Annotated in this window: 22 protein-coding genes; 10 read left to right on the top strand and 12 right to left on the bottom strand. The window is 62.5% G+C overall.

Annotated features, from left to right (window positions below; all coding sequences use genetic code 11):
- Window positions 1–9: 9 nt before the first annotated feature.
- From AC0L3O_RS26235 to AC0L3O_RS26210, 6 genes are all read right to left on the bottom strand, one after another.
- Window positions 10–843 (bottom strand): carbohydrate ABC transporter permease, encoded by an 834-nt coding sequence (locus tag AC0L3O_RS26235; RefSeq protein WP_023800682.1) that lies wholly within the window; start codon window positions 841–843, stop codon window positions 10–12.
- Window positions 844–856: 13 nt separating this feature from the next.
- A complete protein-coding gene (locus AC0L3O_RS26230; protein WP_027152651.1) occupies window positions 857–1,792 on the bottom strand; it encodes a carbohydrate ABC transporter permease in 936 nt (311 codons plus the stop codon).
- A 119-nt stretch (window positions 1,793–1,911) separates the two neighbouring features.
- Window positions 1,912–3,171: an ABC transporter substrate-binding protein gene (locus tag AC0L3O_RS26225; protein ID WP_023800684.1), complete on the bottom strand. Its 1,260-nt coding sequence runs from the start codon at window positions 3,169–3,171 to the stop codon at window positions 1,912–1,914.
- 27 nt (window positions 3,172–3,198) lie between these two features.
- Window positions 3,199–4,374, bottom strand: coding sequence for a PLP-dependent transferase (locus AC0L3O_RS26220; RefSeq protein WP_128169243.1), 1,176 nt, complete (start codon window positions 4,372–4,374; stop codon window positions 3,199–3,201).
- Window positions 4,371–5,105: a FadR/GntR family transcriptional regulator gene (locus AC0L3O_RS26215; protein WP_091590567.1), complete on the bottom strand. Its 735-nt coding sequence runs from the start codon at window positions 5,103–5,105 to the stop codon at window positions 4,371–4,373. The genes AC0L3O_RS26220 and AC0L3O_RS26215 overlap by 4 nt, the downstream gene beginning before the upstream one ends.
- 230 nt (window positions 5,106–5,335) lie before the next feature.
- On the bottom strand, window positions 5,336–6,016 hold the full coding sequence (locus AC0L3O_RS26210) for a TetR/AcrR family transcriptional regulator (protein ID WP_128169244.1): 681 nt from the start codon (window positions 6,014–6,016) through the stop codon (window positions 5,336–5,338).
- A gap of 190 nt (window positions 6,017–6,206) precedes the next feature.
- On the opposite strand from AC0L3O_RS26210, the gene AC0L3O_RS26205 reads away from it, so the two are divergent.
- The 3 genes from AC0L3O_RS26205 to AC0L3O_RS26195 all read left to right on the top strand — a co-directional run bounded on the left by AC0L3O_RS26205 (window position 6,207) and on the right by AC0L3O_RS26195 (window position 8,291).
- Window positions 6,207–6,695 (top strand): RidA family protein, encoded by a 489-nt coding sequence (locus tag AC0L3O_RS26205; RefSeq protein ID WP_128169245.1) that lies wholly within the window; start codon window positions 6,207–6,209, stop codon window positions 6,693–6,695.
- A 359-nt stretch (window positions 6,696–7,054) separates the two neighbouring features.
- Window positions 7,055–7,324, top strand: a complete 270-nt coding sequence (locus AC0L3O_RS26200) for a hypothetical protein (RefSeq protein WP_128169246.1) — start codon at window positions 7,055–7,057, stop codon at window positions 7,322–7,324.
- A 220-nt stretch (window positions 7,325–7,544) separates the two neighbouring features.
- Window positions 7,545–8,291 (top strand): haloacid dehalogenase type II, encoded by a 747-nt coding sequence (locus AC0L3O_RS26195; protein ID WP_353728235.1) that lies wholly within the window; start codon window positions 7,545–7,547, stop codon window positions 8,289–8,291.
- A 38-nt stretch (window positions 8,292–8,329) separates the two neighbouring features.
- Here the strand turns inward: AC0L3O_RS26195 and AC0L3O_RS26190 are convergent, their stop codons facing one another.
- Window positions 8,330–8,779 (bottom strand): DNA polymerase III subunit chi, encoded by a 450-nt coding sequence (locus AC0L3O_RS26190; protein WP_128169247.1) that lies wholly within the window; start codon window positions 8,777–8,779, stop codon window positions 8,330–8,332.
- 19 nt (window positions 8,780–8,798) lie between these two features.
- Window positions 8,799–10,310, bottom strand: a complete 1,512-nt coding sequence (locus AC0L3O_RS26185) for a leucyl aminopeptidase (protein ID WP_287260713.1) — start codon at window positions 10,308–10,310, stop codon at window positions 8,799–8,801.
- 245 nt (window positions 10,311–10,555) lie between these two features.
- Here AC0L3O_RS26185 and AC0L3O_RS26180 point away from each other — a divergent pair, with 245 nt between their 5' ends.
- The 7 genes from AC0L3O_RS26180 (at window position 10,556) to rsmA (ending at window position 18,610) form a co-directional block, all read left to right on the top strand.
- Window positions 10,556–10,870 (top strand): hypothetical protein, encoded by a 315-nt coding sequence (locus AC0L3O_RS26180; protein ID WP_287073990.1) that lies wholly within the window; start codon window positions 10,556–10,558, stop codon window positions 10,868–10,870.
- A complete protein-coding gene (gene lptF / locus AC0L3O_RS26175; protein WP_023800696.1) occupies window positions 10,867–12,069 on the top strand; it encodes an LPS export ABC transporter permease LptF in 1,203 nt (400 codons plus the stop codon). The genes AC0L3O_RS26180 and lptF overlap by 4 nt, the downstream gene beginning before the upstream one ends.
- A 16-nt stretch (window positions 12,070–12,085) precedes the next feature.
- The gene (gene lptG, locus AC0L3O_RS26170; RefSeq protein ID WP_023800697.1) at window positions 12,086–13,168 is read left to right on the top strand and encodes an LPS export ABC transporter permease LptG; all 1,083 of its coding nucleotides are present in this window, start codon (window positions 12,086–12,088) and stop codon (window positions 13,166–13,168) included.
- 128 nt (window positions 13,169–13,296) lie between these two features.
- Complete coding sequence (locus AC0L3O_RS26165) at window positions 13,297–15,585, top strand: LPS-assembly protein LptD (protein ID WP_473535527.1); 2,289 nt, start codon at window positions 13,297–13,299, stop codon at window positions 15,583–15,585.
- A 205-nt stretch (window positions 15,586–15,790) separates the two neighbouring features.
- Window positions 15,791–16,723 (top strand): peptidylprolyl isomerase, encoded by a 933-nt coding sequence (locus AC0L3O_RS26160; RefSeq protein WP_023800699.1) that lies wholly within the window; start codon window positions 15,791–15,793, stop codon window positions 16,721–16,723.
- On the top strand, window positions 16,720–17,748 hold the full coding sequence (gene pdxA, locus AC0L3O_RS26155; RefSeq protein WP_473616990.1) for a 4-hydroxythreonine-4-phosphate dehydrogenase PdxA: 1,029 nt from the start codon (window positions 16,720–16,722) through the stop codon (window positions 17,746–17,748). Before AC0L3O_RS26160 ends, pdxA begins: the two co-directional genes overlap by 4 nt.
- Before the next feature lie 22 nt (window positions 17,749–17,770).
- Window positions 17,771–18,610, top strand: a complete 840-nt coding sequence (gene rsmA, locus AC0L3O_RS26150) for a 16S rRNA (adenine(1518)-N(6)/adenine(1519)-N(6))-dimethyltransferase RsmA (protein ID WP_128169254.1) — start codon at window positions 17,771–17,773, stop codon at window positions 18,608–18,610.
- 12 nt (window positions 18,611–18,622) lie between these two features.
- Here rsmA and gmk read toward each other — a convergent pair whose 3' ends face one another.
- The 4 genes from gmk to fabF form a co-directional block, all read right to left on the bottom strand.
- Window positions 18,623–19,297: a guanylate kinase gene (gmk, locus tag AC0L3O_RS26145; RefSeq protein ID WP_027152668.1), complete on the bottom strand. Its 675-nt coding sequence runs from the start codon at window positions 19,295–19,297 to the stop codon at window positions 18,623–18,625.
- A gap of 5 nt (window positions 19,298–19,302) precedes the next feature.
- Window positions 19,303–20,193 (bottom strand): YicC/YloC family endoribonuclease, encoded by an 891-nt coding sequence (locus AC0L3O_RS26140; protein WP_473535528.1) that lies wholly within the window; start codon window positions 20,191–20,193, stop codon window positions 19,303–19,305.
- Between the two features lie 178 nt (window positions 20,194–20,371).
- Window positions 20,372–21,610, bottom strand: a complete 1,239-nt coding sequence (gene mltG, locus AC0L3O_RS26135; protein WP_473535529.1) for an endolytic transglycosylase MltG — start codon at window positions 21,608–21,610, stop codon at window positions 20,372–20,374.
- Between the two features lie 102 nt (window positions 21,611–21,712).
- Window positions 21,713–22,975: a beta-ketoacyl-ACP synthase II gene (gene fabF / locus AC0L3O_RS26130; RefSeq protein ID WP_287216706.1), complete on the bottom strand. Its 1,263-nt coding sequence runs from the start codon at window positions 22,973–22,975 to the stop codon at window positions 21,713–21,715.
- Between the last annotated feature and the right edge of the window lie 26 nt (window positions 22,976–23,001).

Genomic DNA, 23,001 nt, shown 5'->3' with positions numbered 1-23,001 from the left:
GAACCTCACTCAGCCCTTGACCGCGCCGGCCGTCAGGCCCTGGACCAGATAGCGCTGGATGAACAGGAAGAAGAGGCAGGCCGGGACCAGCGCCAGCACGCCGGCCGCCATCATCTGCCCGAAATCGACCGAAAACTTCGACACGAAGGTGAGCAGACCGACCGGAAACGTGGCGGCGCTGTTGCCCGAAATCAGCATCAGCGCGAACAGCAGTTCGCTCCATGCGGCGGTGAATACAAAACCCAGCGTCGCCGCAATGCCGGGCAGCGTCAGCGGCAGGACGATCTGGCGAAACGCCATGAACTGCGTGGCGCCATCGATCTTGGCCGCCTCCTCCAACTCCTTGGGAATGCCGTCGAAAAACGACTGCATCAGGAACGTCGCGAAGGGGATGTTGAAGGCGGTGTAGACGACCACCAGCCCGGTCAGGCTGTTGGTCAGCCCGAGTGGCGAGAGCATCTTGAAGATCGGCGCGACCAGCATCACCAATGGAAACATCTGGGTGAGCAGCATCAGCGCGACCAGCCAGTATTTGCCGCGGAAGGTGAAGCGCGACAGCGCATAGCCGGAGAGAGACGCAAGCAGCGTCACGATCACGGCCGTCGCGCCGGCAACGATCATGCTGTTCCTGAAGAAGACCGGGAATGCGCTGTGGGCCAGCACGAAGCGGAAATGTTCAAAGCTCATCCGTGACGGCCACATGCGCACGCCCTCGGAATAGAGCAGGTCGTTCGGCGTGACCGATACTTTCAACAGCCAGAACAGCGGGAACAGTGCAAAGAGGACGTAGCAGAGGATCGCCAGGCGGTGCAGCGCGGTGCCGAAGGTCGAATAGCTGTTCATCTGGTCATCCCGATCAGGCCCGATCCATCAGGACTTGCCGCAGCATGACGATCAGCATCGAATAGGCGAGCAACAGGACGAGCAGCACCAGCGCAATGGCCGAGGCATAGCCGAAATCCAGGGCCCTGAAGGCTTGCGTGAAGATGTAGCTCGCGACGATCTGGGTGCGGTCGGCAGGCCCGCCGCTGGTCATGACGATGATCAGGTCGGCGAAGTTCGAGATCCAGACGGTGCGCAACAGCACGGTGATCGCAATGGTCGGCGCAAGGAACGGCAAGGTGATCGACGTGAACCGCCTGAATGCCCCGGCGCCGTCGATCGCCGCCGCCTCGTAGAGGTCGCGCGGGATGGCCTGGAGCGCGGCCAGCAGCGTGATGGCGAAGAAGGGAATGCCCCACCAGACGTTGGCGATGATCGGTCCCCACATGGCAAGCTGCGGATTGGAAAGGATGTTGGCCGGTTCATTCATGAGGCCGAGCGCATAAAGCCAATGCGGCAGCGGTCCGATGACGGGGTTGAACAGCCACGCCCAGTTGAGCCCGGTGAGGAAAGTCGGTACCGCCCAGGGCAGGAACACCAGCGCCTGCGCTATGGCGCGGCCGGCGAACGGCCGGTCGAGCAACAGCGCCAGGATCAGGCCGAACACGAATTGCAGCAAGACGGACGCGCCGGTCCACCACAGCGTGTTGCGCAGCGCTCGATAGAAATTGTCGTCGTCATAAAGGGTGCGAAAATGATCAAGCCCGACATACCCGCCGGAGAAGGGATTGAGCAAGTGCACGTCGCGGAAGGCGTAGGACAGGCCTAGCACTAGCGGCGCCAGCATGATGGTGACGATCAGAATCAGCGCCGGGGCGGTGTAAAGATATGGCTCGGCGTGGCGCGTGATCCGGTCGACCAGCGACCGGCGGCGCGATTCGGGGAACCCGGCGGTGGCGTCAAAAACCATCAGCTAACGCATTCGCTCCAATTGGCCATCCGTCCAATCGACCATCCTTCCAACCGACCTTGGACGAGAGCCATCGGAGCCGCCCGCGATGGGCGGCTCCGATGCCTGGCGTCCGCCGTTTATTTCTTGGCCAGGTATTTCTGCTGCGCCTTGGTCAGATAGTCGGCCCACTGGTTGGCCATTTCCTCTGGCGTGATATCGCCAAGCAGTGCCTGTTGACTGGTCTTGATGACCATCGAGTCCTTGAAGAAGGCGAACTCCTCGAGATAGGTCGGCATGACCGTTGGCACCGCATCCTTGTCCTCGAGTTCAGCGAACCAGCCCTTGAACTGCTCGCTTGCGTAGAAGGGGTCCTTTTCGGCCGACTTGTGGACCGGCAGCGCTCCGGTGCGTTTGTTCCATTCGACATTGCCCTCGGGCCCTTCGAGCGTTTCGATCAGCTTCCAGGAGAGGTCCTTGTTCTGGCTGGCCGCCATCATCGACCAACCGGCATAGCCGATGGTCGGGAACGTCTTGCCGCTCGGCCCCTTCGGCATGGTCGTGACGCCGTAGTCTTCCGGCTTCATCCGCTCGGCTATTGCGATCAGCGCGTCTGGATCCTGATCAAGCATTGCGCAGGTGCCGGTGTAGAATCCGGCGACGATTTCGTTAAAACCCCAGTTGACGCTGTCCTTCGGCGCCAATCCCTTCTTGTACAGATCGACGACCCAGGTCAGTCCCTTGACCCAGCCCTCGCTGTTCATGGTCGAGGTGCCGTCCTCATTGAAGAACTCGTTGGAGCCGGCCATGGTTGCGCCGAACATGATCCAGCCGTTGAGGCCACCCGGCCCGCCGCGCAGGCAGTAGCCATATTTGCCTGGAAGCTTGGATACTTTCTCTGATGCCGCCACGAACTCGTCCATTGTCTTGGGCGGCTCGGTGACACCAGCCTCCTTGAACAGCTTCTTGTTGTAGAACATCGCCCGCAGATAGAAGCCGTAGGGCAGCATATAGGCGGTGTTGTTCACGTCGCGGCCGAGTTCGAGTGCGCGATCGGTGAGGCCTGAGGTGTGCTCCCATTTGGCAAGATAGGGTTCGAGGCTCTCAAGAAGGCCGTTGTTGGCATAGAGCGACAGCCAGGTGTCCGGCATCTCCATGACGTCGGGGATTTCGCCGGCGGACACCATGGTCGCGAATTTCTGGAACGCCTCGCCCCAAGGCAGCGAGATCACCTCGACCTTCGTGCCCGGGTTGGCCGCCTCGAACTTGGCGACGATCGACTTCAGGGTTTCGGTGCGCTCGGGGCTGGTGATCACCTCCACGAGCTTCAGCGTCGTGTCGGCGAGCGCAGCACCCGACATCAGTACGGTGGCGAATGCGGCGATAAGAAGCTTCTTCATTTTCCGTTCCCTTCTTGTCTGGTTGCTTCAGGTCTTTTCTTCGGAAGCGGCGTCGATCGCCGTTTCCAGGTCACTCCACAGCGCCTCGGTTCCCTCGAGGCCGACATGGAGACGCACGGACCGCGGATGGACGCCGAACGCCATCGCGGAGTTGGGTTGGGCCTTCTGCTGCAGCACGACCTCGCCGGGCACGATGAGGCTTTCGTGGCCGCCCCACGACACGCCCAGCTTGAACAGCTTGAGGCGATCGGCAAAGGTGCGGATGTCGATGCCGTCGCGGAAGACAAATGAGAACAGGCCCGACGTGCCGGTGAGCCCCGCAGGAAGCAGGTTGGCCAACCCTGGATGGCAGACCTTCTCGACGATTGGATGATCCCGCAGGCGCCGTGCAATTTCGAGGCCGGAGGCCTGATGCGCGCGCATCCGGATCGGCAGCGTGCGCAAGCCGCGAATCAAGAGCCAGGCATCGAATGGCGACAGCTTACCGCCGAGATATGGATAGGCTTCGCCGCGGATGCGGCCGATCAATTCCTTCGAGCCCGCGACCACGCCGGCCACCACGTCGCTGTGGCCGCCCAGGTACTTGGATGCGGAGTGGACCACAACGTCGACGCCGAGCGACAGTGGCCGCTGAAAGACCGGGCTGGCCCAGCTGTTATCGATGATGGTCGGGATGCCGCGGGACTTTGCCAGCCCAGCGAGCGCGCCGATGTCATGGGTTTCCATGACCCAGCTGGTCGGGCTTTCCATATAGAACAGCTTGGCGCCAGGCAGGGCGCTCGCCACAGCCGCCTCGTCGCGCCCCTCGACATAGGTCACCTCGATGCGCATGCGCGCGAGCAACGTCCCGAACAGTCTGAACGCGTCCGGGTAGATATGCCTGACCGCGACAATGCGGTCGCCCGGTTCGACGAAGCTCAGCACTGCCGATGAGATGGCGGACATGCCGCTTGCAAAACCGATCGCGTCCTCGGCGCCCTCCAGCTTCGCCAGCATTTCCTCAAACATGCGCACGGTCGGGTTCAGCCCGCGCGTGTAGGTCGGCCGCACTTTTTCGCCGCGGTATGTTTCGAGCATCTCGTCATAATTCGAGAAGGTGAAGAGCGAGGTCTGCACGATCGGCGGGACGACGGCATCGAAGGCGTTGCCCTCGTCATGGGCGGCGATCAGCGAGGCCTGGTCGAAAAAATCCGGGCCATTCATTTCGACATTTCCTCGATATCCTCTTCCACGATCTCGAGGATCTTCAGCGTTTTTCCGCGCGCCAGCTCCGCGTCCCCGGCGACGATGGCATCGAACAGCTCACGGTGATACGGGAACGATCGCCGCGCGAAATCCTGCCGGTCGAAAGGATGGTCCCAGAAGCGCTCGAACGCTTCGCGCATCTGCCCCAGGAGCTGCCGGAAAAGCGGATTGTGCGTGGCATCGTAGACCGCCAGGTGAAAGGCCAGGTCTTCCGGCCCCGACGTGCCGGTGGCGAGATGGACGCGCTCCATCTCGATGAGTTTTTCCTCGATCGTCCGCAGATCGTCGACTGTCCGCCGCCGCGCCGCAACCATGCTTGCCTCGGCCTCGATGCCGCGGCGCACCTCGAGGGTGTGCAAGAGACCGTCGCGCAGCTCAGCCGTATTGAGCGACAGCGGCAAATGGATCGTGCCGGCGGATATCGGCTTGAGCAGATAGGTGCCACTGCCTTTGCGGGTCTCGGTGACGCCGAGCGCTTCGAAACGCCCCATCGCCTCACGAATCGTCGAACGCCCCACTGAAAGCGCGGCCATCAATTCGCGTTCGGTCGGAAGCCGGTCACCGCTCTTCAGCGCAGCGCGCTCGACATAGTCTGCCAGCGCTTCCATGACTTGTTTGCCGCGGTCCAATGGCGGGAGCGTGGCGATTGCCACACGCGTGGCAGGTGCCCCGGGCAGTTCGCCGCGCATACGCATGGGTACCTACGCCCAAAATTGGTCTGATATCTTAGCAGCTTTGCGCGCCACCGGCCTTTCGTCAAGTGGCTTCGGCAGTGCAGAGGTTGCATTTCGGCTCACACCCATTGCGGAACCCTGGACGTTGCCGCGTATTCTGCGACCTTGCAAAAATCAGCTGCAAAACTGTGATTTTAATCAGCGATTTTGCGACAGTCGCTTTCAGCCAAAGCTACCGTTCAGCCTCATTTTGGAGAGAGGCCATCGAGCAGGAAGCCGAGGCCATTCCTGAAAGCGCCGTCCCAATCATTGTCCAACAGCAGACGAGAGCGTTCGATTGTCGGATAACGTTCGCTGAGACGCGTAAGGCGCTGCTGCGCAGCGGCCCTGTCGTCGTCCGAGAGGTCGAAGCTCGCCCGGGTGATGGTGGCGCCCATCACATAGTTCCAGAGCGACCATATCGCAACGTTCACATCTGCGTCCGCAACACCGGCCCTGGACAAGGTCTTGCTCAGCAGTTCCAAGCGACCGAGGATGTTCGGGCCGAGCGCCCGGCGCGGCAACAGCGATGCCGACCAAGGGTGGCGCAGCATGCTGGCGCGCCAGTCTTCAAGCATATGAACGACTTCCCCGCGCCAGTCTTGAGCTATTTGCGGCGGTCCGCGATATTCGAGGACCGAGTCGAGCGCCAGATCAAAGACATCCTCTTTGTTGTCGACGTGCCAATATAGGCTCATCACGCCCGAGCCGAGGCGATCGGCCAGCCGACGCATCGTCAATCCGTCGACTCCCTGGGCGTCAAGCAGTTCCACCGCGGTCGCCACGATACGTTCCCGAGAGAGCGGCGGTTCACTGCGCGGCTCCTGCAAGGGCTGGAGCCGCCCATTTATCCCTCGTTTGCTCCGGCCGCTGCGTTTGCCAGCCATCCGTCTTCCTCGCTGTTCAGAACGTCGATTTTGACCGGCAAACGCGAACGAATGTCGATCTGAACGATTGACTCGTACGGCGTACCATACGATGACTCGTACGTCGCACGAGTCATCGTATGGGCGACACGGTTAAAGTTCAATAATGCCGGCCGCGAGGGTACGTTGCTCGCATAGCCAAGAGAAAATCATGTCACGCGCAATCAAGCATCTGCTTATCGAAGGGCTAATCATCATGACCATGGGAGTTCCCACTGCCACGACAGCCAATGAGAAGGATCTCAAGCTGACCACAGTCAATCCACAAAACCTCTACGACCCGTCGCCAAATGGCTACAGCACGGCGGTGATCACGCCGCGCGGAGCCCGGGTGGCCTACATCTCCGGACAGGGCGGGCAAGACAGCACGGGAGCCTTGTCGCCCGACTTCGCTGTCCAGGTTGAGCAGGCCTACACAAATTTGCGCACCGCCCTCGATGCGCTCGGTGCGAGGCCGGATCAGGTCGCCAAGCTCACCGTCTTCGTGGTCGATCACGATATGTCCAAGCTCGAGGTGTTGACCAGGAACGTCAAAAAAATGTTCGGTGAAGCGCTGCCGGCGCAGACCCTGATTCCCGTTCCCAAGCTTGCAATTGACCCCATGCTCTTCGAGGTGGAGGCCGTCGTCATTCTGGAATAGTGGTGCCGCTCGCCTTTCGCAATTGTCATGAGCTTCGCGGAGTTACGAATTAAGGATCGCGGTAGGGACGCTCAGCAATGGGCGTCCCTACCGCGATCAGTAATTAGACGCCATCAACAGCAAAACCGGACAACCGGAATTTCCGAGATCATGCCATAATCGGACATTTTGCTGATTTGCCTCCCTGACCGCGCTACAACAAGGCACAGATGGTGCTTAACGGGGTCTGCATGATGCGGGCAATCCGATCCACCTTGGCAATCGTCCTACTCTCCGTTTCCGCTTTCGGAGCCGATAATTCTCCTGGAGGGGATGCGATCAGGAGCCTCCTTATCAGACCGAAGACCTGGACGATGTACTTGGAGTTCACGGACGCGGCGATGCCCAGCGACCGAGCCCAGAAGATGATCTGGGAGTACTTTCAGCGTGATCAAAAGGTAATGGGACGCCGGGTCGGCCTCGCATTTGGAGGCTGCGATCTTGAACTCTCGTTGAGAAACGACGGGTTCAGCTTTCGTTGGTGCCCGCCCCTCGACGCCAGCGGGCCATCACTCGTTTACGATCCGAGTGATCCACAATACTTCAAGGGTCACGGTCCGCAAAAGATCTGGCTCAAGGCAAACGAATGAAGGAGGGTGGGCGCGATGGTGGCGCCCGCCACCCTTCCGCTCATGCCGGTACCGGGTTGTTGCCGGCGCCCAGGCCACTGGAATATCGGTGACAGTGCCCTTTGTCTGTTTTGCAATCTAATTTGCACAGCCGTCATCGCGCGTAAGCCCGACCGCATCGCCGAGCAAATTGGCAAGGCCGAGAAAAGGGGAAAACGAGGCAGGCGACGAAGGAAAAATAGTGGGGATCGAGGAGCCGAATGTGATGGCATTGGATGGCGTATGTGCGTTGGTATTCGACGTGTTCGGCACTGTCGTCGATTGGCGCAGCGGCGTGGCGCGCGATGCTGAGCCGTTCCTGAAGCGGCATGGAGCAGGATCCGCTATCCCTACCGCTTTCGCGGATGCGTGGCGTCGCCGTTACTCCCCAGCAATGGAGGAGGTGCGCAGCGGCCGGCGGCCCTTTACACGGCTCGACGTGCTGCATCGGGAGAATCTGGAAGCCATTTTGCCAGAATTCGGAATCGACCCGGCTTCGGTGCCGGCGCCCGAGCTGGACGAGCTGAACCTGGCATGGCACCGATTGGAGCCATGGCCTGACGCGGTGGCCGGCCTTACACGGCTCAAGGCCCGCTATATCATCGCGCCGCTCTCGAACGGCAACATCGTCCTCATGCTCAACATGGCGAAGCGTAGTCGCATCCCCTGGGATGCGATCCTCGGCGCCGAAGTCGTGCAAGCGTACAAGCCTACGCCGGAAGCCTATCTTCGCACCGCTGACGTGCTGGCAATGAAGCCGGATGAGATCTGTCTTGTCGCCGCCCACAATGGCGACCTTGCAGCGGCTCGGGCATGCGGATTGCGAACAGCCTTTGTCCCGCGTCCGACCGAGCACGGGGTAGCGCAGACCACGGATATGCACCCTGATCAAGCCTGGGACCTGGTGGCCAGCGACTTCATTGACTTGGCTGAACGACTTCAGTTGTAGCAACCCCAGGTTGCGGATCACCCAGGCGGCAGGCTTTACTACGCCTTGCGTTCCCAGCGCCGGTCTGAGGTCTGCTGCCAGTAGGTGACTGCGTGGCCGGCTTCCTTCATCGTCTTCCAGTGCGTGCGCGCCGCCTCGAGCTGGGCCGCATCGTGGCCGTCGAACAGGAACACGGCGCGCTCATAACCGGCAAGCTTCGGCGGCACCGCGCCGTCAACCAGGAAGCGTATCTGCGCCTCGTTCGGATTGTCATGGCCGGTTGTCAAAAGGATCGGCTGCTCGGCCGGATAGGATTCGCGGTCCGTCGCATGCGCCAGGAAGGAATCGTCCCTGAAGGTCCAAAGATGCTGGTCCAGCGCGTCGCGCCGTTCTTCGGAGCCGGTCTGTACCACGGCGCGCCAACCGCGATCGACACTGCGCTCAAGCAGGCCGGGCAACGCATCCTCCAGAGTCGATTCGGTCAGGTGGTAGAACAGGACGTCGGCCATGATCGCGCCTTGAAGGGCCTCACTCCTCGTAGTTGTCGCGAACCAGCCGGTCGAGCAGCCTGACGCCGAAGCCGGAGGCCCATGACTGGTTGATCTCGCTGGACGGCGCGCCCATCGCGGTGCCGGCGATGTCGAGATGCGCCCAGGGTGTATCCCTGACGAAGCGCTGCAGGAACTGTGCCGCGATGATGGCACCGCCATAGCGGCCGCCGATGTTCTTCATGTCGGCATTTTTCGAATCGATCAGCTTGTCGTATTCGGTGCCGAGCGGCATCCGCCACACTCGTTCCTGCGTCGCCTGCCCGGCGCTCGTCAGCCTGTTCGCCAATTCGTCATTGTTGGAGAACAGCCCGGCATAGTGCTGGCCGAGCGCGACCATGGTGGCGCCGGTCAGTGTCGCCAGATTGACCATGAATTTCGGCTGGAAGCGATCGCTGCAGTACCACAGCGCATCGGCCAGGACGAGGCGGCCTTCGGCGTCGGTGTTGAGCACCTCGATGGTCTGGCCCGACATCGAAGTGACGATGTCGCCGGGGCGCTGCGCATGGCCGTCGACGGCATTTTCCACCAGCCCGATGATGCCGACGACATTGGCCTTGGCCTTGCGCGCGGCCAGCGCGTGCATCAGCCCGGTCACCGCGGCCGCGCCGCCCATGTCGCCCTTCATGTCCTCCATGCCGGAGGCCGTCTTTATCGAATTGCCGCCGGTGTCGAAAGTGACGCCTTTGCCGACGAAAGCAATCGGGCTGTCCTTGGCCTTGCCGCCGTTCCATCGCATGACGGCCAGGCGCGCGCCACGCGGCGAGCCTTGTGCGACGCCGAGCAGCGCGCCCATGCCGAGCTTCTTCATCTCCTTCTCGACCAGGATCTCGACCGCGACGCCGAGCGCCTCCAGTTCGTTGACGCGGGCGGCGAATTCCACCGGCCCCAGTATATTGGCCGGTTCGTTGACCAGATCGCGCGCCAGGAGCACGCCGTCGATCACCGCCACCTCGTCGGCGAAGGCCTTTTTCGCCGACGCCGGGTCGGCGGTGTGGATGGTCACCTTAACCGGCTTTTTGGGCTCGGCCTTGTTGCCGTCGCGCTGGCCGTCGCCATTGTCCTTTTTCGTCTTGTACTTGTCGAAAGCATAGCTGCGCAGAAGAATGCCCGCGGCAAGCTGTGCCGCTTGCCTGCCGCCGACGTCAGCACCCGGCAGATCGAGCATGACCGCCACCTCCGTCGCCTTGCGCAAGGATGCAGCGATGGTGCCGCCAAGCTTGAGCCAGGCATAGTCGTCGAGCGCCGAGACCTTGCCGGCGCCGACCGCCACCAGCCGGTCGAGCGATGTGCCCTCCGGCGCCAGCACTTCGACCAGGCCGGCGAACTTGCCGGAAAAGTCGGCCACCGGAAACGCCCGCTCCAGGGTCTTTGCCGGATCGCAAGCCTTTGCCGCGTCGCCGAGACCGCCATCGTTGGCCGCCAGCATGAAGACGCTGCCTTTTTTGGGCACTGCGAACCTGGCAAAGGCGATCGAAGGTCTCGAAGTCATCATGTCCTGCTTTCGGGAAAGGCGTTGGGTTTTCGGGGGAGTGCCTTGACGAACCAGATATTTGGCTGTTTCCGACCGGAAGCACCACCCCCATTTTCAACCATCGCCCCTGCCTGGCGATCTGCTGCGTGATTGTGTTGGCGCCGATCACGACCGCACCGTGAAAAATCGATTCCTGGCCGGTTTTGCTGCGCAATTCTGTTACTTCTGCTTTCATGCTTGTACCTGTCGCAGCCGCGGCGGCCATGTCGGTGACCGGCGCGACATTTGGTCGTTTTCCGGCATTTGGCAAGACTTTGCCGGAATCCGATCCCATATGGCAGATGGAATCGATGGCGATTCGTCGCGGCACGGCCCCGCTTTACTGCCGCAACCTGTTGTTAACCATTGATGTTCGCCCTTTCTTATCCAATGCCGCCGACACTCCGGCCACCGGAAACAACGATGTGGGACGGGAACCAGATCGAACCGCCAACGGACCGGTTGTGCAGGCGTCGCCGGGCGACTACCTTGTCTGGAGGCATGATGCCGTTCGGCAAAATCGAGAAAAGCCTTCATGAAGGTCGTTGAACGCTACATCATGCGTCGTGCGTTGGCGGTCTTCCTCGCAGCGCTCATCTGGACGCTGGCGATCGTGTGGACGACGCAGGTGCTCGCCCGCATCGATCTCGTGACCGACAGCGGGCAGTCGGCGCTGACCTTCTTCGAGGTCGCTGCGCTGATCATTCCGTCGATCGTCCCGATCGTCGTGCCCTTCGCCCTGGTGGTCGCGGTCGCGCAGACACTGAGCGCGATGAATTCCGATTCTGAGCTTGCCGTCTTGAACGCCGCAGGCGCTTCGCGCTGGACCATCGTCAGGCCGATCATGCTCCTGGCACTGGCGGCCAGTGTTTTTTCGTTCGCCGTCGACAACGGCGTCGACCCCTATGCACGACAGAAAAACCGCGAGCTGGTGGCGTCGTCGCGCGCCGATCTTCTGTCGCTCATCATCCAGGAAGGCACCTTCCACAAGATCGACGACGGCCTGTTCCTGCAGATCGGACAGCGGCTTCCGGACAACCGCCTTGGCGGCATTTTTGTCGCCGATTCACGCGAAGAAGGCGTCAACCTCATCTACTACGCCAAGAGCGGCGCCATCATCGAAAGTGGCGACGAGCGGGTGCTGATGATGAACGACGGCGTCATCCATCGCAAAACGCTGGCCGGCGATCTTTCGGTCATCCGGTTCACCTCCTATGCCTTCGACCTGTCGGCCTTCATGTCGGCCTCATCGGAGGTATTGCTCTTGCCGAAGGACCGGACGACACAGTACCTGCTCAATCCCAGTCCGAACGACAAGATGTTCCAGAAAAGGCCGAACAAGTACCTGGCCGAGGTCCACCAGCGTTTCTCCGAATGGTCCTATTCACTCGTTTTCGCGCTGATCGCGCTTGCAGTCGCGGGAGACGCGCGCTCCCATCGCGAGGCGCGCATTCATCCGCTGATCACGTCTATCGCGATTGCCCTTTTCGTGCGCTGGCTCGGTTTCTTTGCCGCTGGGAAGGCCGACAACATTCCGCAATACGCCTATGTGGTCTACGGCGTTCCTATTGTGGCCTCCGCAGTCGCGACATGGTTCATCGTCTCCAACCGGACCATGGAACTGCCGGTCGCCTGGGCCGACTGGATGACGAATTTCGCCGGCCGCTTCGGTGACGGCTGGAGCGCCCTGAAGCTCCGCTTCGCCAGGCGCGGCGCTTCTGGCCAAGAGGCCAGCTGATGGGCTGGACACGCTAATGGGCTGGACTCTGGGCAGATACTTCTTCTTCCGCTACGTGACGATCACCATCTGGTTCTTCATCGGCCTCCTGGCGCTTGTGTTCCTGATCGACTTCACCGAGCTTTCCGGCCGCACGACCGGCTTGCCGGGTTTTACCTACGGCACGGCGTTTGCCATCTCAGGATTGCGAATGCCGATGATCATGCTGCAGACGGTGCCGTTCGTCGGCCTGTTCTCGGCGATGGCGACGCTGGTCTCGCTTAATCGCAGGTATGAACTGGTCATCGCGCGTTCCGCCGGCGTATCCGCATGGCAATTCCTGCTGCCGTGCTGCATCGGGGCGCTGCTGTTCGGGGTGTTGTCGGTCGGCGTCATCAATCCGATCGCCGCGTATGCGTTTTCCTGGTCCGAAAAAATCGAAACCCAGCTCCGCTCCGGCAAGTCGAACACCGTCTCGGCTGACGCCGAGCCCTGGATCCGGCAGAAAACCAGTTCCGGCGATACTATCATCGGCGCGCGCGCCATCCTCAATCAAGGCCTGGAGATGGCCGACGCCGCCTTCTTCGTCCTCAACCCGCAAGGCGACATCGTCGAACGCAAGGACGCAGCGCACGCCTATTTGCGGGATGGCTACTGGGAACTGCAGGACGTCAAGGTGTTCCGGGACGGCAACATCCAATCGGTGGCAACCGACCGCATACCGACCGATCTCAAGCCCGAGTTCGTGCAAGAGCGGCTGGCGCGCCCGGAAACCATCCCTTTCTACGATCTGCCCGGCAAGATCGAGGTTGCCCGCTCCTTCGGCCTCAAGGCAAATGCCTTTGCCATGCAATTTGATTCACTGGTAGCGCTGCCGTTCCTTCTCGTCGCCATGACTTTGATCGCCGCAACGGTGTCGATGCGATTTGCGAGGATGGGACAATCCGCGACGATGATTCTGGGTGGCGTCCTGGCCGGGTTTCTGCTTTATGTCGTGACAGTGCTGGTCAAGGCATTCGGCGTGGCGGGATTCGTACCCACAGTCGTCGCTGCATGGGTTCCGGTTGTCGTGGCTATGTTCTTCGGGGTGACTTTCTTGCTGTACAAGGAAGACGGCTAGTGAGGGGGGCGGTTTTGCGCATCCATAGGCATGCCGATTCGGCGCGCCTCTATGGGGCGAGCGCCTTGGCGTGCCTGCTCGCTTGCGTCGTTCCGAGTATCCCGGCTTTTGCCCAGGATATCAGCGGCATGGCAGCCGACGTTCCCACCGGTTCGCAAATGCTGCTGGCGGCAGATACGCTGGTCTATGACAATGACAACCAGACCGTAACGGCCGTCGGCGGCGTGCAGATCGATTATGGCGGCAACCGCCTCGTCGCCCAGCGGGTAGAATACAATCGCAACACCAAGCGGCTCGTCGCCAGCGGCAATGTCGAGGTCATCAACAGCGACGGCACCAAGATCTATTCGCAGCATGTCGACATCACCGACGATTTTGCCGACGGCTTCGTCAACGCGCTGCGTGTCGAAACCGTCGACAAGACCTATTTCGCCGCCGAAAGCGCGGAACGCATGGGCGGCGTGCTGACGACGTTCCACAACGGCGTCTACACGGCCTGCGAGCCGTGCGAGGACAAGCCGGACAAAGCGCCGACCTGGCGCATCAAGGCCAGAAAGATCATCTGGAACGGCGAAAAGAAGACGGTTCGCTTCGAGAATTCGAATTTCGAGTTCTTCGGCTTTCCGCTCGCCTATCTGCCGGCCTTCGAGATTGCCGACCCGACCGTCAAGCGCAAGAGCGGCTTCCTGATCCCCAGCATCGCTTACAAGAGCGACCTCGGCCTCGGCGTCAAAGTCCCCTATTATTTCGCGCTCTCACCAACCTACGACCTCACCGTCACCGGCAGCGGCTATACCAGGCAGGGCTTTCTCGGCGAAGCCGAGTGGCGCCAGCGCTTCAACAACGGCCAGTACAGTCTGAAGATCGCCGGCATCCGGCAAGAGGATCCCGACGAGTTTATCGACGACGACGGGCGCAATGTCGATTCGGGTGCGGCCGGCGACCCGAACGAGTTCCGCGGCATGATGGGCACCAAGGGCCAGTTCGCTATCAATCCGCGCTGGGACTTCGGCTGGGACGTCCTGCTGCAGACCGACAAGAACTTCTCACGCACCTACGCCATCGAAGACTTCGGCGACAGCGTGCATCGCTCCTCGATCTACCTGACCGGCCTCAACGGCCGCAACTATTTCGACGTGCGCGCCATGCGCTTTGTGGTCCAGGAAGAGGCACTCCCTGACGATCCGACCGCGCGCGCCGGCAAACAGCCCTGGGTGCTGCCCTCGCTCGACTACGCCTACATCCCCGACATGGCGGTGGGCGGCGGGCAGCTGTCGCTCAATGTCAACGCGCAGGCTATCAGCCGCGACAGGCTGGATAGGGCCCTTGCCGATCCGAACAACGCTGCGTCCGTCACCAGTGTACGCGGCATCGAGGGCCAATCGGGCCGTCTCACTGCCGAAGCGGAATGGAAGCGCACCTTCACCACCGATGGCGGGCTGCTGCTGACGCCCCTGCTGGCGCTGCGCGGCGATGCCGGCTATGTCAACGCCTCTTCGGGATCGCTCAATGCCATCAATCAGATGGCGTCTAACCTCGGCGTCGACGACGATACGCGATCGTCGCTCGCCCGCTTCATGGCAACCGCCGGACTGGAAATGCGCTGGCCGGTGCTGTTTTCGTCGACCAGTTCCAGTCACATCTTCGAGCCGATGGCGCAGGTGTTCGTGCGTCCGAACGAGCAATATGTCGGCGGCCTCGCTGTTCCCAACGAGGACGCGCAGAGCTTCGTCTTTGATGCCACGACATTGTTCGAGCGCGACAAGTTCTCCGGCTACGACCGCTTGGAAGGCGGCACGCGCGCCAATGTTGGGCTGCGCTATTCCGGCGCCTATGACAATGGCTGGAGCACCAACGCGCTATTCGGCCAATCCTACCAGCTTGACGGCCAGAACTCCTTCGACGCGCCGGACCTGGTCAACGTCGGCGAAGATTCGGGCCTGGAGACCGCGAGCTCCGATTATGTCGGCCTTGTCGGATTCAACAGCCCCGGCGGGCTTTCCGGCTCGGTCAGCGGCCGCTTCGACGAGCAGAGCTTCGAGATTCGCCGCGCCGAGGTGAAGGCAGCCTATTCCGGCCTGCCGATTTCGTTCAGCGCCAAATACGCCTTCATCCAGGCTCAGCCGCTCTATGGTTTCACGACCGATCGTCACGAGGTCACGCTCGGCGCCTCGGCGCAACTTGCTGAGAACTGGCGTGTCTTCGGTACCGGCACCTACGATCTCGAGCAAAGCGTCCTGGTCAAGGACGGGGTCGGCTTTGCCTATAGTGATGATTGCTTCACCTACTTGATGACGTTCTCGGAATCCCGCGACCTGAGCACCAAGGAAGTGTCGCAGAATATCGGTTTCAACCTGTCGTTTCGCACGCTCGGCGATTTCGGCTCGACGCAAAGCTCCTTCAACACTGTCCAGTAGCAGACCACTGGCCAATAACGGACAGGCGGAACGGGCGGCCGGCCAACACACCAGCCCGAAAAATTCAAAGTGTCTTGAGCATACGTCGTGCGTAAAAGTGGACGCACTTCGCAGCTAACGACATCGTTTCGCCGCATAGCACAGGCACGGGTTCCAGTTCCCTCAAAATGCGATAAAATTGGGCCGCAACCGAGATAGGATTGGGATGCTTTCGATGAGGAAATACCTCTTTTCGGCAGGGTTCGCGCTGCTGGTGGCGGCGACCTCAGCCTCGATCACCATGATGACGCCGCCGGCTTTCGCCAGCCAGATCAAATACGTCGTCAACAACGTACCGATCACCACTGGCGACATCCAGCATCGGGCTGCCTTCCTGCGCCTGCAGCGCAAGAAGGGCAATGCCGCCGAGGAAATGATCGAGCAGACGCTGCGCGTCGCCGAAGCCAAGCGTCTCGGCATCCGCATCAGCGACGCCCAGGTCGAGGCTGCCTATCAGCGCTTTGCCACGACCAACAAGATGCAGCTCAAGCAACTCGACGGCGTCATGGCGCAGTCCGGCGTCGGCAAGGAGCATTTCAAGGAGTTCATCCGCTCCCAGATGGCCTGGAACCAGGCGCTGACCGCGCGCCATCGCTCAGAGAGCGGCGGCTCCGTGAGCGAGCAGGACGCAGTCAGGCGCATGCTCGACAAGGGCGGCAACAAGCCGACCGCCATGGAGTACATGCTGCAGCAGGTCATTTTCGTCGTGCCGGCGGCCGAGCGCAGCGCGACGCTGTCCAAGCGCAAGCGCGAGGCCGACGCCATGCGCGCCCGCTTCAACGGCTGCAACACCTCGCGCGAATTCGCCAAGGGCCTGATCGACGTCACTGTTCGCGATCTCGGCCGGATACTGGCGCCGCAATTGCCGCCGGACTGGGCCGACCAGATCAAGGCCACCAAGGTCGGCGGCGCCACCCCCACGCGCGAAACAGACCGCGGCGTCGAGTTCATCGGCATCTGCTCGTCGCGCGAAGTGTCCGACGACAAGGCCGCCCAGATGGTGTTCCAGAGCGAAGGCTCGAGTGGCAAGGACGCCGACGAGCTCTCCACGAAATATGTCGAGGAGTTGCGGAAGAAAGCCCGCATCGTCGAGCGCTGAAGTCGCCAGAGGCAGCGCTGGCGCTGAGCGCCGGCGATCCATCCGGCGTCGGGCCGGAAATCGCCATTGCCGCCTGGCAGGCGCGTGACAGCGCTGGTGTGCCGCCCTTCTACCTTGTAGCCGATCCGGCGCTGATTGCCGCACGGGCGCGCCTGCTCGGCGCCGATGTGCCAATCACGGAGACAGTGCCAGCCGAAGCGGAGCGCGTCTTTGAGCGCGCCCTGCCCGTCATGCCGCTTGCCGCCCGCTTCGTCGACGACCCCGGCCGGCCGGACCCGGCCAACGCCGCCGGCATCATCGAGGCCATCGACCGCGCTGTTGACGTCTGCCTTGGCGGTCGCGCGGCGGCGGTCGTTACGTGCCCGATCGCCAAGAAGCCGCTCTACGATGCCGGCTTCCGTTTTCCCGGTCACACTGAGTATCTGGCGCATCTGGCGACGCTCCACACCGGCGCACAAGCGATGCCGGTGATGATGCTTGCCGGTCCCGAGTTGCGCACGGTTCCGGTCACCATCCACATTGCACTGCGCGAGGTGCCGGAAGCGCTGACGACGGAATTGATCGTCGCGACCGCCCGCATCACCGCCGCCGACCTCGAATATCGCTTCGGCATTGCCAAGCCGCGGCTTGCCGTTGCCGGCCTCAATCCGCATGCCGGTGAAGGCGGCGCGATGGGCGCCGAGGACGAGCGCATCATCCGCCCGGCGATCGAAAGGCTGAGGGCGGAGGGCATCGACGCTTTCGGGCCGCTGCCGGCCGACACGCTGTTCCACGCCCGCGCCCGAGCCGGCTACGATGTGGCGCTGTGCATGTATCACGATCAGGCGCTGATCCCGGCCAAGGCACTGGCGTTCGACGAGGCGGTCAACGTTACGCTCGGCCTACCCTTCATCCGCACTTCACCGGATCACGGCACAGCTTTCGATATCGCCGGCAAGGGCATAGCCCGGACCGACAGCCTGATCGCGGCGCTCAGGCTCGCCCGCAGGCTTGCCGACATCGGGGCGAAGGCTGCCGCCGCATGAGGCTTTGCATGAGAGCGGTCGCATGAGCACCGACGGGCTGCCGCCGTTACGCGCGGTGATCGAACGCCATGGGTTGCAGGCAAAAAAGGCGCTCGGCCAGAATTTTCTGCTCGACCTCAACCTGACCGGCAAGATCGCGCGCGCCGCCGGCGACCTGACCGACGCCACGGTAATCGAGGTCGGTCCGGGTCCAGGTGGCCTGACCCGGGCGCTGCTGTCCCACGGCGCGGCTCGGGTCATCGCCATCGAGCGCGACGAGCGCTGCCTGGCAGCGCTTGCGGAGGTGTCAGATCACTATCCGGGCCGTTTGGAAATCATTGCCGGCGACGCGTTGAAGACGGATTTTGCAGCGCTTGCCGAAGGCGCACATGGAGGCAATGGATCTGTGAGGATCGTCGCCAACCTGCCCTACAATATCGGCACCGAACTTTTGATACGCTGGCTGACCGTCGCCGAGTGGCCGCCCTTTTACGCATCGATGACGCTTATGTTCCAGCGCGAGGTGGCCGAGCGCATCGTCGCCCGCCCCGGCAGCGATGCCTATGGCCGGCTGGGCGTGCTGGCAGGCTGGCGGACGGAGGCAAAAATCGCTTTCGACGTGCCGCCGCAAGCCTTCACGCCGCCGCCCAAGGTGGTGTCGTCGGTGGTGCATCTGGTGCCGCGGGCAAATCCGCTGCCCGCCGAGGTCAAGAAGCTCGGCCGCGTTACCGAAGCGGCCTTCGGCCAGCGCCGCAAAATGCTGCGGCAGAGCGTCAGGAGCCTCGGCGGCGAAGCCCTGCTCACCCGCGCCGGCATCGATCCGACGCGGCGGGCGGAAACCTTGAGCGTCGAGGAATTCGTGCGACTGACCAACGCGGTGTGATTGCGGCGGCCCCTAGTCCGTCTTCTCATCGAGCAGCCCCGAGACGAAATCGAACAGCCCGGGCCGGCGGTCGCGTCTGAGCCGCTCGGCGATGACTATGCCGCGTACCTCGGCGAAGGCACGGTCGAGATCGTCGTTGATGATGACGAAATCATATTCCTTCCAGTGCTCGATCTCGTTGCGAGCGTTCTTCAGACGCGTCTCGATCACCGATTCCTGGTCCTCGGCGCGGCGCTTCAGCCGCGCCTTCAACTCTTTCATCGAGGGCGGCAAGATGAAGATCGAGACGATGTCGGCGCGCATCTTCTCCTTGAGTTGCTGGGCGCCCTGCCAGTCGATGTCGAACAACATGTCGCGGCCCTGTGCCAGCGCCAATTCGGCCGGCTCACGCGGCGTGGCATAGCAATTGCCATGCACTTCGGCCCATTCAAGCAGTTCGTCCGAATCGCGCAGCCGCTCGAACTCACGCATGGTGCGAAAATGATAGTGGACGCCTTCGATCTCGCTGCCGCGGCGCGGCCGCGTGGTGACGGAAACCGACAGTTCGAGACTAGAATCGCTTTCCAGAAGATTGCGCGCGATCGTCGACTTGCCGGCGCCGGACGGCGACGACAGCACGAGCATCAAACCCCGGCGGCGAATGCGGGAACCCAAATCCCTGGCAACCATAGGCTCCTTGGCGACCATCAGGGTTACTCCAGATTCTGGACCTGTTCGCGAAACTGGTCGACGACCGCCTTCAGCTCCAGCCCTATGGCGGTGATCGCAGCGGCGTTCGACTTCGAACACAGCGTATTCGATTCGCGGTTGAATTCCTGCGCCAGAAAATCGAGCTTGCGGCCGATGGCGCCGCCGCCTGCCAGCAGCACCCGGCCGGATGCCACATGTGTCTTCAGCCGGTCGATCTCCTCGCGGATATCGGCCTTGGTGGCCAGGAACGCCGCTTCCATATGCAACCGGCTGGCGTCGAGATTGGCGGAGGCATCCATCAGCAGCCGCACCTGCTCGGTAATCCGTTCGCGGATCACCGCCGGCTCGCGCGACGGATCGGCCTCGGCGCGCAGCGTCAGCGCTTCGATAGCGTCGATATGACCGGACAGCAGCGAGCGCAGGGCGGTGCCCTCGCCCTGGCGTGCCTGCTCCAGCCCGCCCAGCGCCACTTCGAGCGCCGAGAGTATCGCGCTGTCGAGCGCCGCCCGCGCCTCTTCGGTTTCGACGGTTTCGGGGATGTCGAGCACGCCGCGCAGCGAAAGCAGCCCGTCGGCTGTCGCAGGCGCTGCGCCGAACATCTCCTGCAGCCGCTTGGCCTGCCCCGCCAGATCTCTCAGGAAGGCCTCGTTGACCACGGGCTGCGCCTGCTGGCCGGCTGCGCGGCCGACGGTCAGCGTTGCCTGGAAATTGCCGCGCGCAAAGCGCTTCTGCACCGTCTGCCTGGCGGCCGGCTCAAGTCGCTCGAGGCCTTGCGGCAGCCGCAGCCTGACCTCGACGCTCTTGCCGTTGACCGACTTGACCTCCCAGGCGATCGACGTGCCGTCATGTTCGGCGACGGCCCGTGCAAAACCGGTCATGCTCTGCAAATTCATGATGCCCTTGCTTCCCCCTGGCGCATGATCCCGGAAGCGGTTCCGGGCCAGATCGTGCGCGGCTTCAAAATCCGGAGCGCCTGTTCGCGTCGAATCGGACGCAGGGCGCTCCTGATGACAAAATCAGCACGTCCCGGCCGTCAGACGAATCGGAGGGACGATTTCAAACCGTCCGGCGCTACTGCGCCGCCGCTCCAGCATCGCCATCGCCGCCGTCAACCGGCGCGTCGGTCTGACCTTCCACCTTGGCGGCGTCGGCCTTGGCAGCACCGGCCTTGGCGGCTTCATCGGCCAGTTCCTTCTGCAGCGCCCGGTAGCGGGCGACGTTCTCGTTGTGCTCGGCCAGCGTCGCGGCAAAGACGTGACCGCCGGTGCCGTCGGCAACGAAATACAGGTCGTCGGTCTTCGACGGATTGGCGACGGCTTCCAGTGCCGCACGGCCAGGATTGGCGATCGGCGTCGGCGGCAAGCCGTTGATCAGATAAGTGTTGTAGGGCGTCGGCTTCTTGATGTCAGACTGATAAATCGGGCGGTCGGCGGGTTTGCCCTTGCCGCCGAACAGGCCGTAGATAATGGTCGGATCGGACTGCAGCCGCATGCCCTTGGCCAACCGGTTGAGGAAGACGGCCGCGACCCGCGAGCGTTCGTCGCCCTTGCCCGTCTCTTTCTCGACGATCGAAGCCAGGGTGACGAAGTCTTCGACACTGGCCAGAGGCAGATCGGGGGCGCGCCGCTGCCAGACTTCCTCGACAAGGTTCTTCTGGTCCGCCAAAAGCTTTTCGACCATCTGCTGGCGTGTCGCGCCGCGGGTGAAACGCAGCGTGTCGGTAGCAAGGCTGCCCTCGGGTGGAATGGTCCGCGGCATATCGCCGTCGAGCGCTGCCTGATCGGCGATGCGCTGCAGCGCCTGCTCGACCGTCAGCCCCTCGGGGACGGTCAGCGAATACATCACCGACTTGCCGCTCTTCAGCAACTCCATGATGTCGCGCATCGAGGCCTGCGGCTTGATCTCGTATTCGCCGGCCTTCAGGGCGGAATCATTGCCAAAAGCGCGCACGCCAAGGCGGAAGATGCGCGCGTCGCTGATCAGTCCGCGCCGCTCGAGCTGCTCTGCAATCTCCTGGACGCCGGTGTTCGGCTTGACCAGGAAGGTGTCGGCATTGGCCGAAGGGCCGGGCTCGTTAAATTCCTGCTTGCCGAAATACAAGGCAAAGCCAGCCGCCAGAACCATCAGCATCACCAGGGAGATGACGAAGTTCATGAACACCACGAACTGGCTGCGCGAGGCGCGCGAGCGCTTGGGCGGCGGCGTGCCGGCTTCAGGCCGCAATGCCTCGCTGGCCGTTTTCGGCACGATCGGGCCCGACGGTGCGGACCGTTGCCCGAATTGCCCGTTGTCCGCCGAATTTGTGCTCATGGCGCCCTACCGTTTGATCTTGCAACGAATCCCTTTGGGCACAGTAGGGGCGAATATGGCAAAATTGACGACACGCATAGACCGTGTCGGTCGGCGGACCGGTCAGCCATTGTAGCGCTGGAAGACCAGCGAGGCGTTGGTGCCGCCGAAGCCGAAAGAATTGGACAGCGCCACATCGATTTGGCGGGCGCGCGGCTTGTGCGGCACCAGGTCGATCGCCGTTTCGCGCTCCGGGTTGTCGAGATTGATGGTGGCCGGCGCGATGTTGTCGCGAATGGCGAGGATCGAAAAAATCGCCTCGGCGGCGCCCGCCGCACCCAGAAGGTGGCCTATCGACGACTTGGTCGACGACATCGATATTTTCGAAGCGGCGTTGCCGACCAGCCGCTCGACGGCGCCCAGTTCGATCGTGTCAGCCATGGTCGAGGTGCCGTGCGCATTGATGTAGTCGACGTCTGCGGGCGTCAGCTTGGCCCGGTTCAGCGCCGCCACCATGCAACGGAAGGCGCCGTCACCATCTTCGGCCGGCGCGGTGATGTGATAGGCATCGCCGGTCAAGCCGTAACCGGTGACCTCGGCATAGATCTTGGCGCCGCGCGCCTTGGCGTGTTCCAGTTCCTCCAAAATGACGACGCCGGCGCCCTCGCCCATGACGAAGCCGTCGCGGTCGCGGTCATAGGGACGCGAGGCCGTTTCCGGAGCGTCGTTGCGGTCGGTCGACAGCGCCCGGCAAGCGGCGAAGCCGGCGATCGACAGCCGCGTCACCGGCGCTTCCGTGCCGCCTGCGACCATCACGTCGGCATCGCCCCACATGATCAGCCGGGCGGCATCGCCGATGGCATGCGCACCAGTGGAGCAAGCCGTGACGACGGCGTGGTTGGGGCCTTTCAGCCCATGCCGGATCGAAACCTGGCCGGATACAAGATTGATGATCTGGCCGGGGATGAAGAACGGGCTGATGCGGCGCGGACCGCGCTCCTTCAGGATCATCGCGTTCTCGGCGATGCCTTCGATGCCGCCGATGCCGGAGCCGATCAGCACGCCGGTGGCGCATTGCTCCTGATGCGTCTTCGGCGCCCACCCCGAATCCTTCAGCGCCTCGTCGGCGGCCGCGATCCCGTAGAGGATGAAGTCGCCGATCTTGCGCAGTTCCTTCGGCTCGAGAACGGTCTCGGGATTGAAGGTGGCATTCTCACCATTGCCGCGCGGGATGACGTGGGCGACCTTGCAGGCAAGATCCTCCACCTCGAACTCGGTGATCCGCTTGGCTGCGCTGCGGCCGGTCAGAAGTTCCTTCCAGCCGTGCTCAAAGCCTGCGCCGAACGGCGAAAGCAGCCCAAGGCCCGTGACGACGACACGCCTCATCGCAGGTCCTCCTCGGTGATGACTGC

Source organism: Mesorhizobium sp. WSM4810, assembly GCF_055811235.1.
Note: the sequence above shows the minus strand (reverse complement) of the source record. Positions and strands in the feature narration are given on the sequence as shown.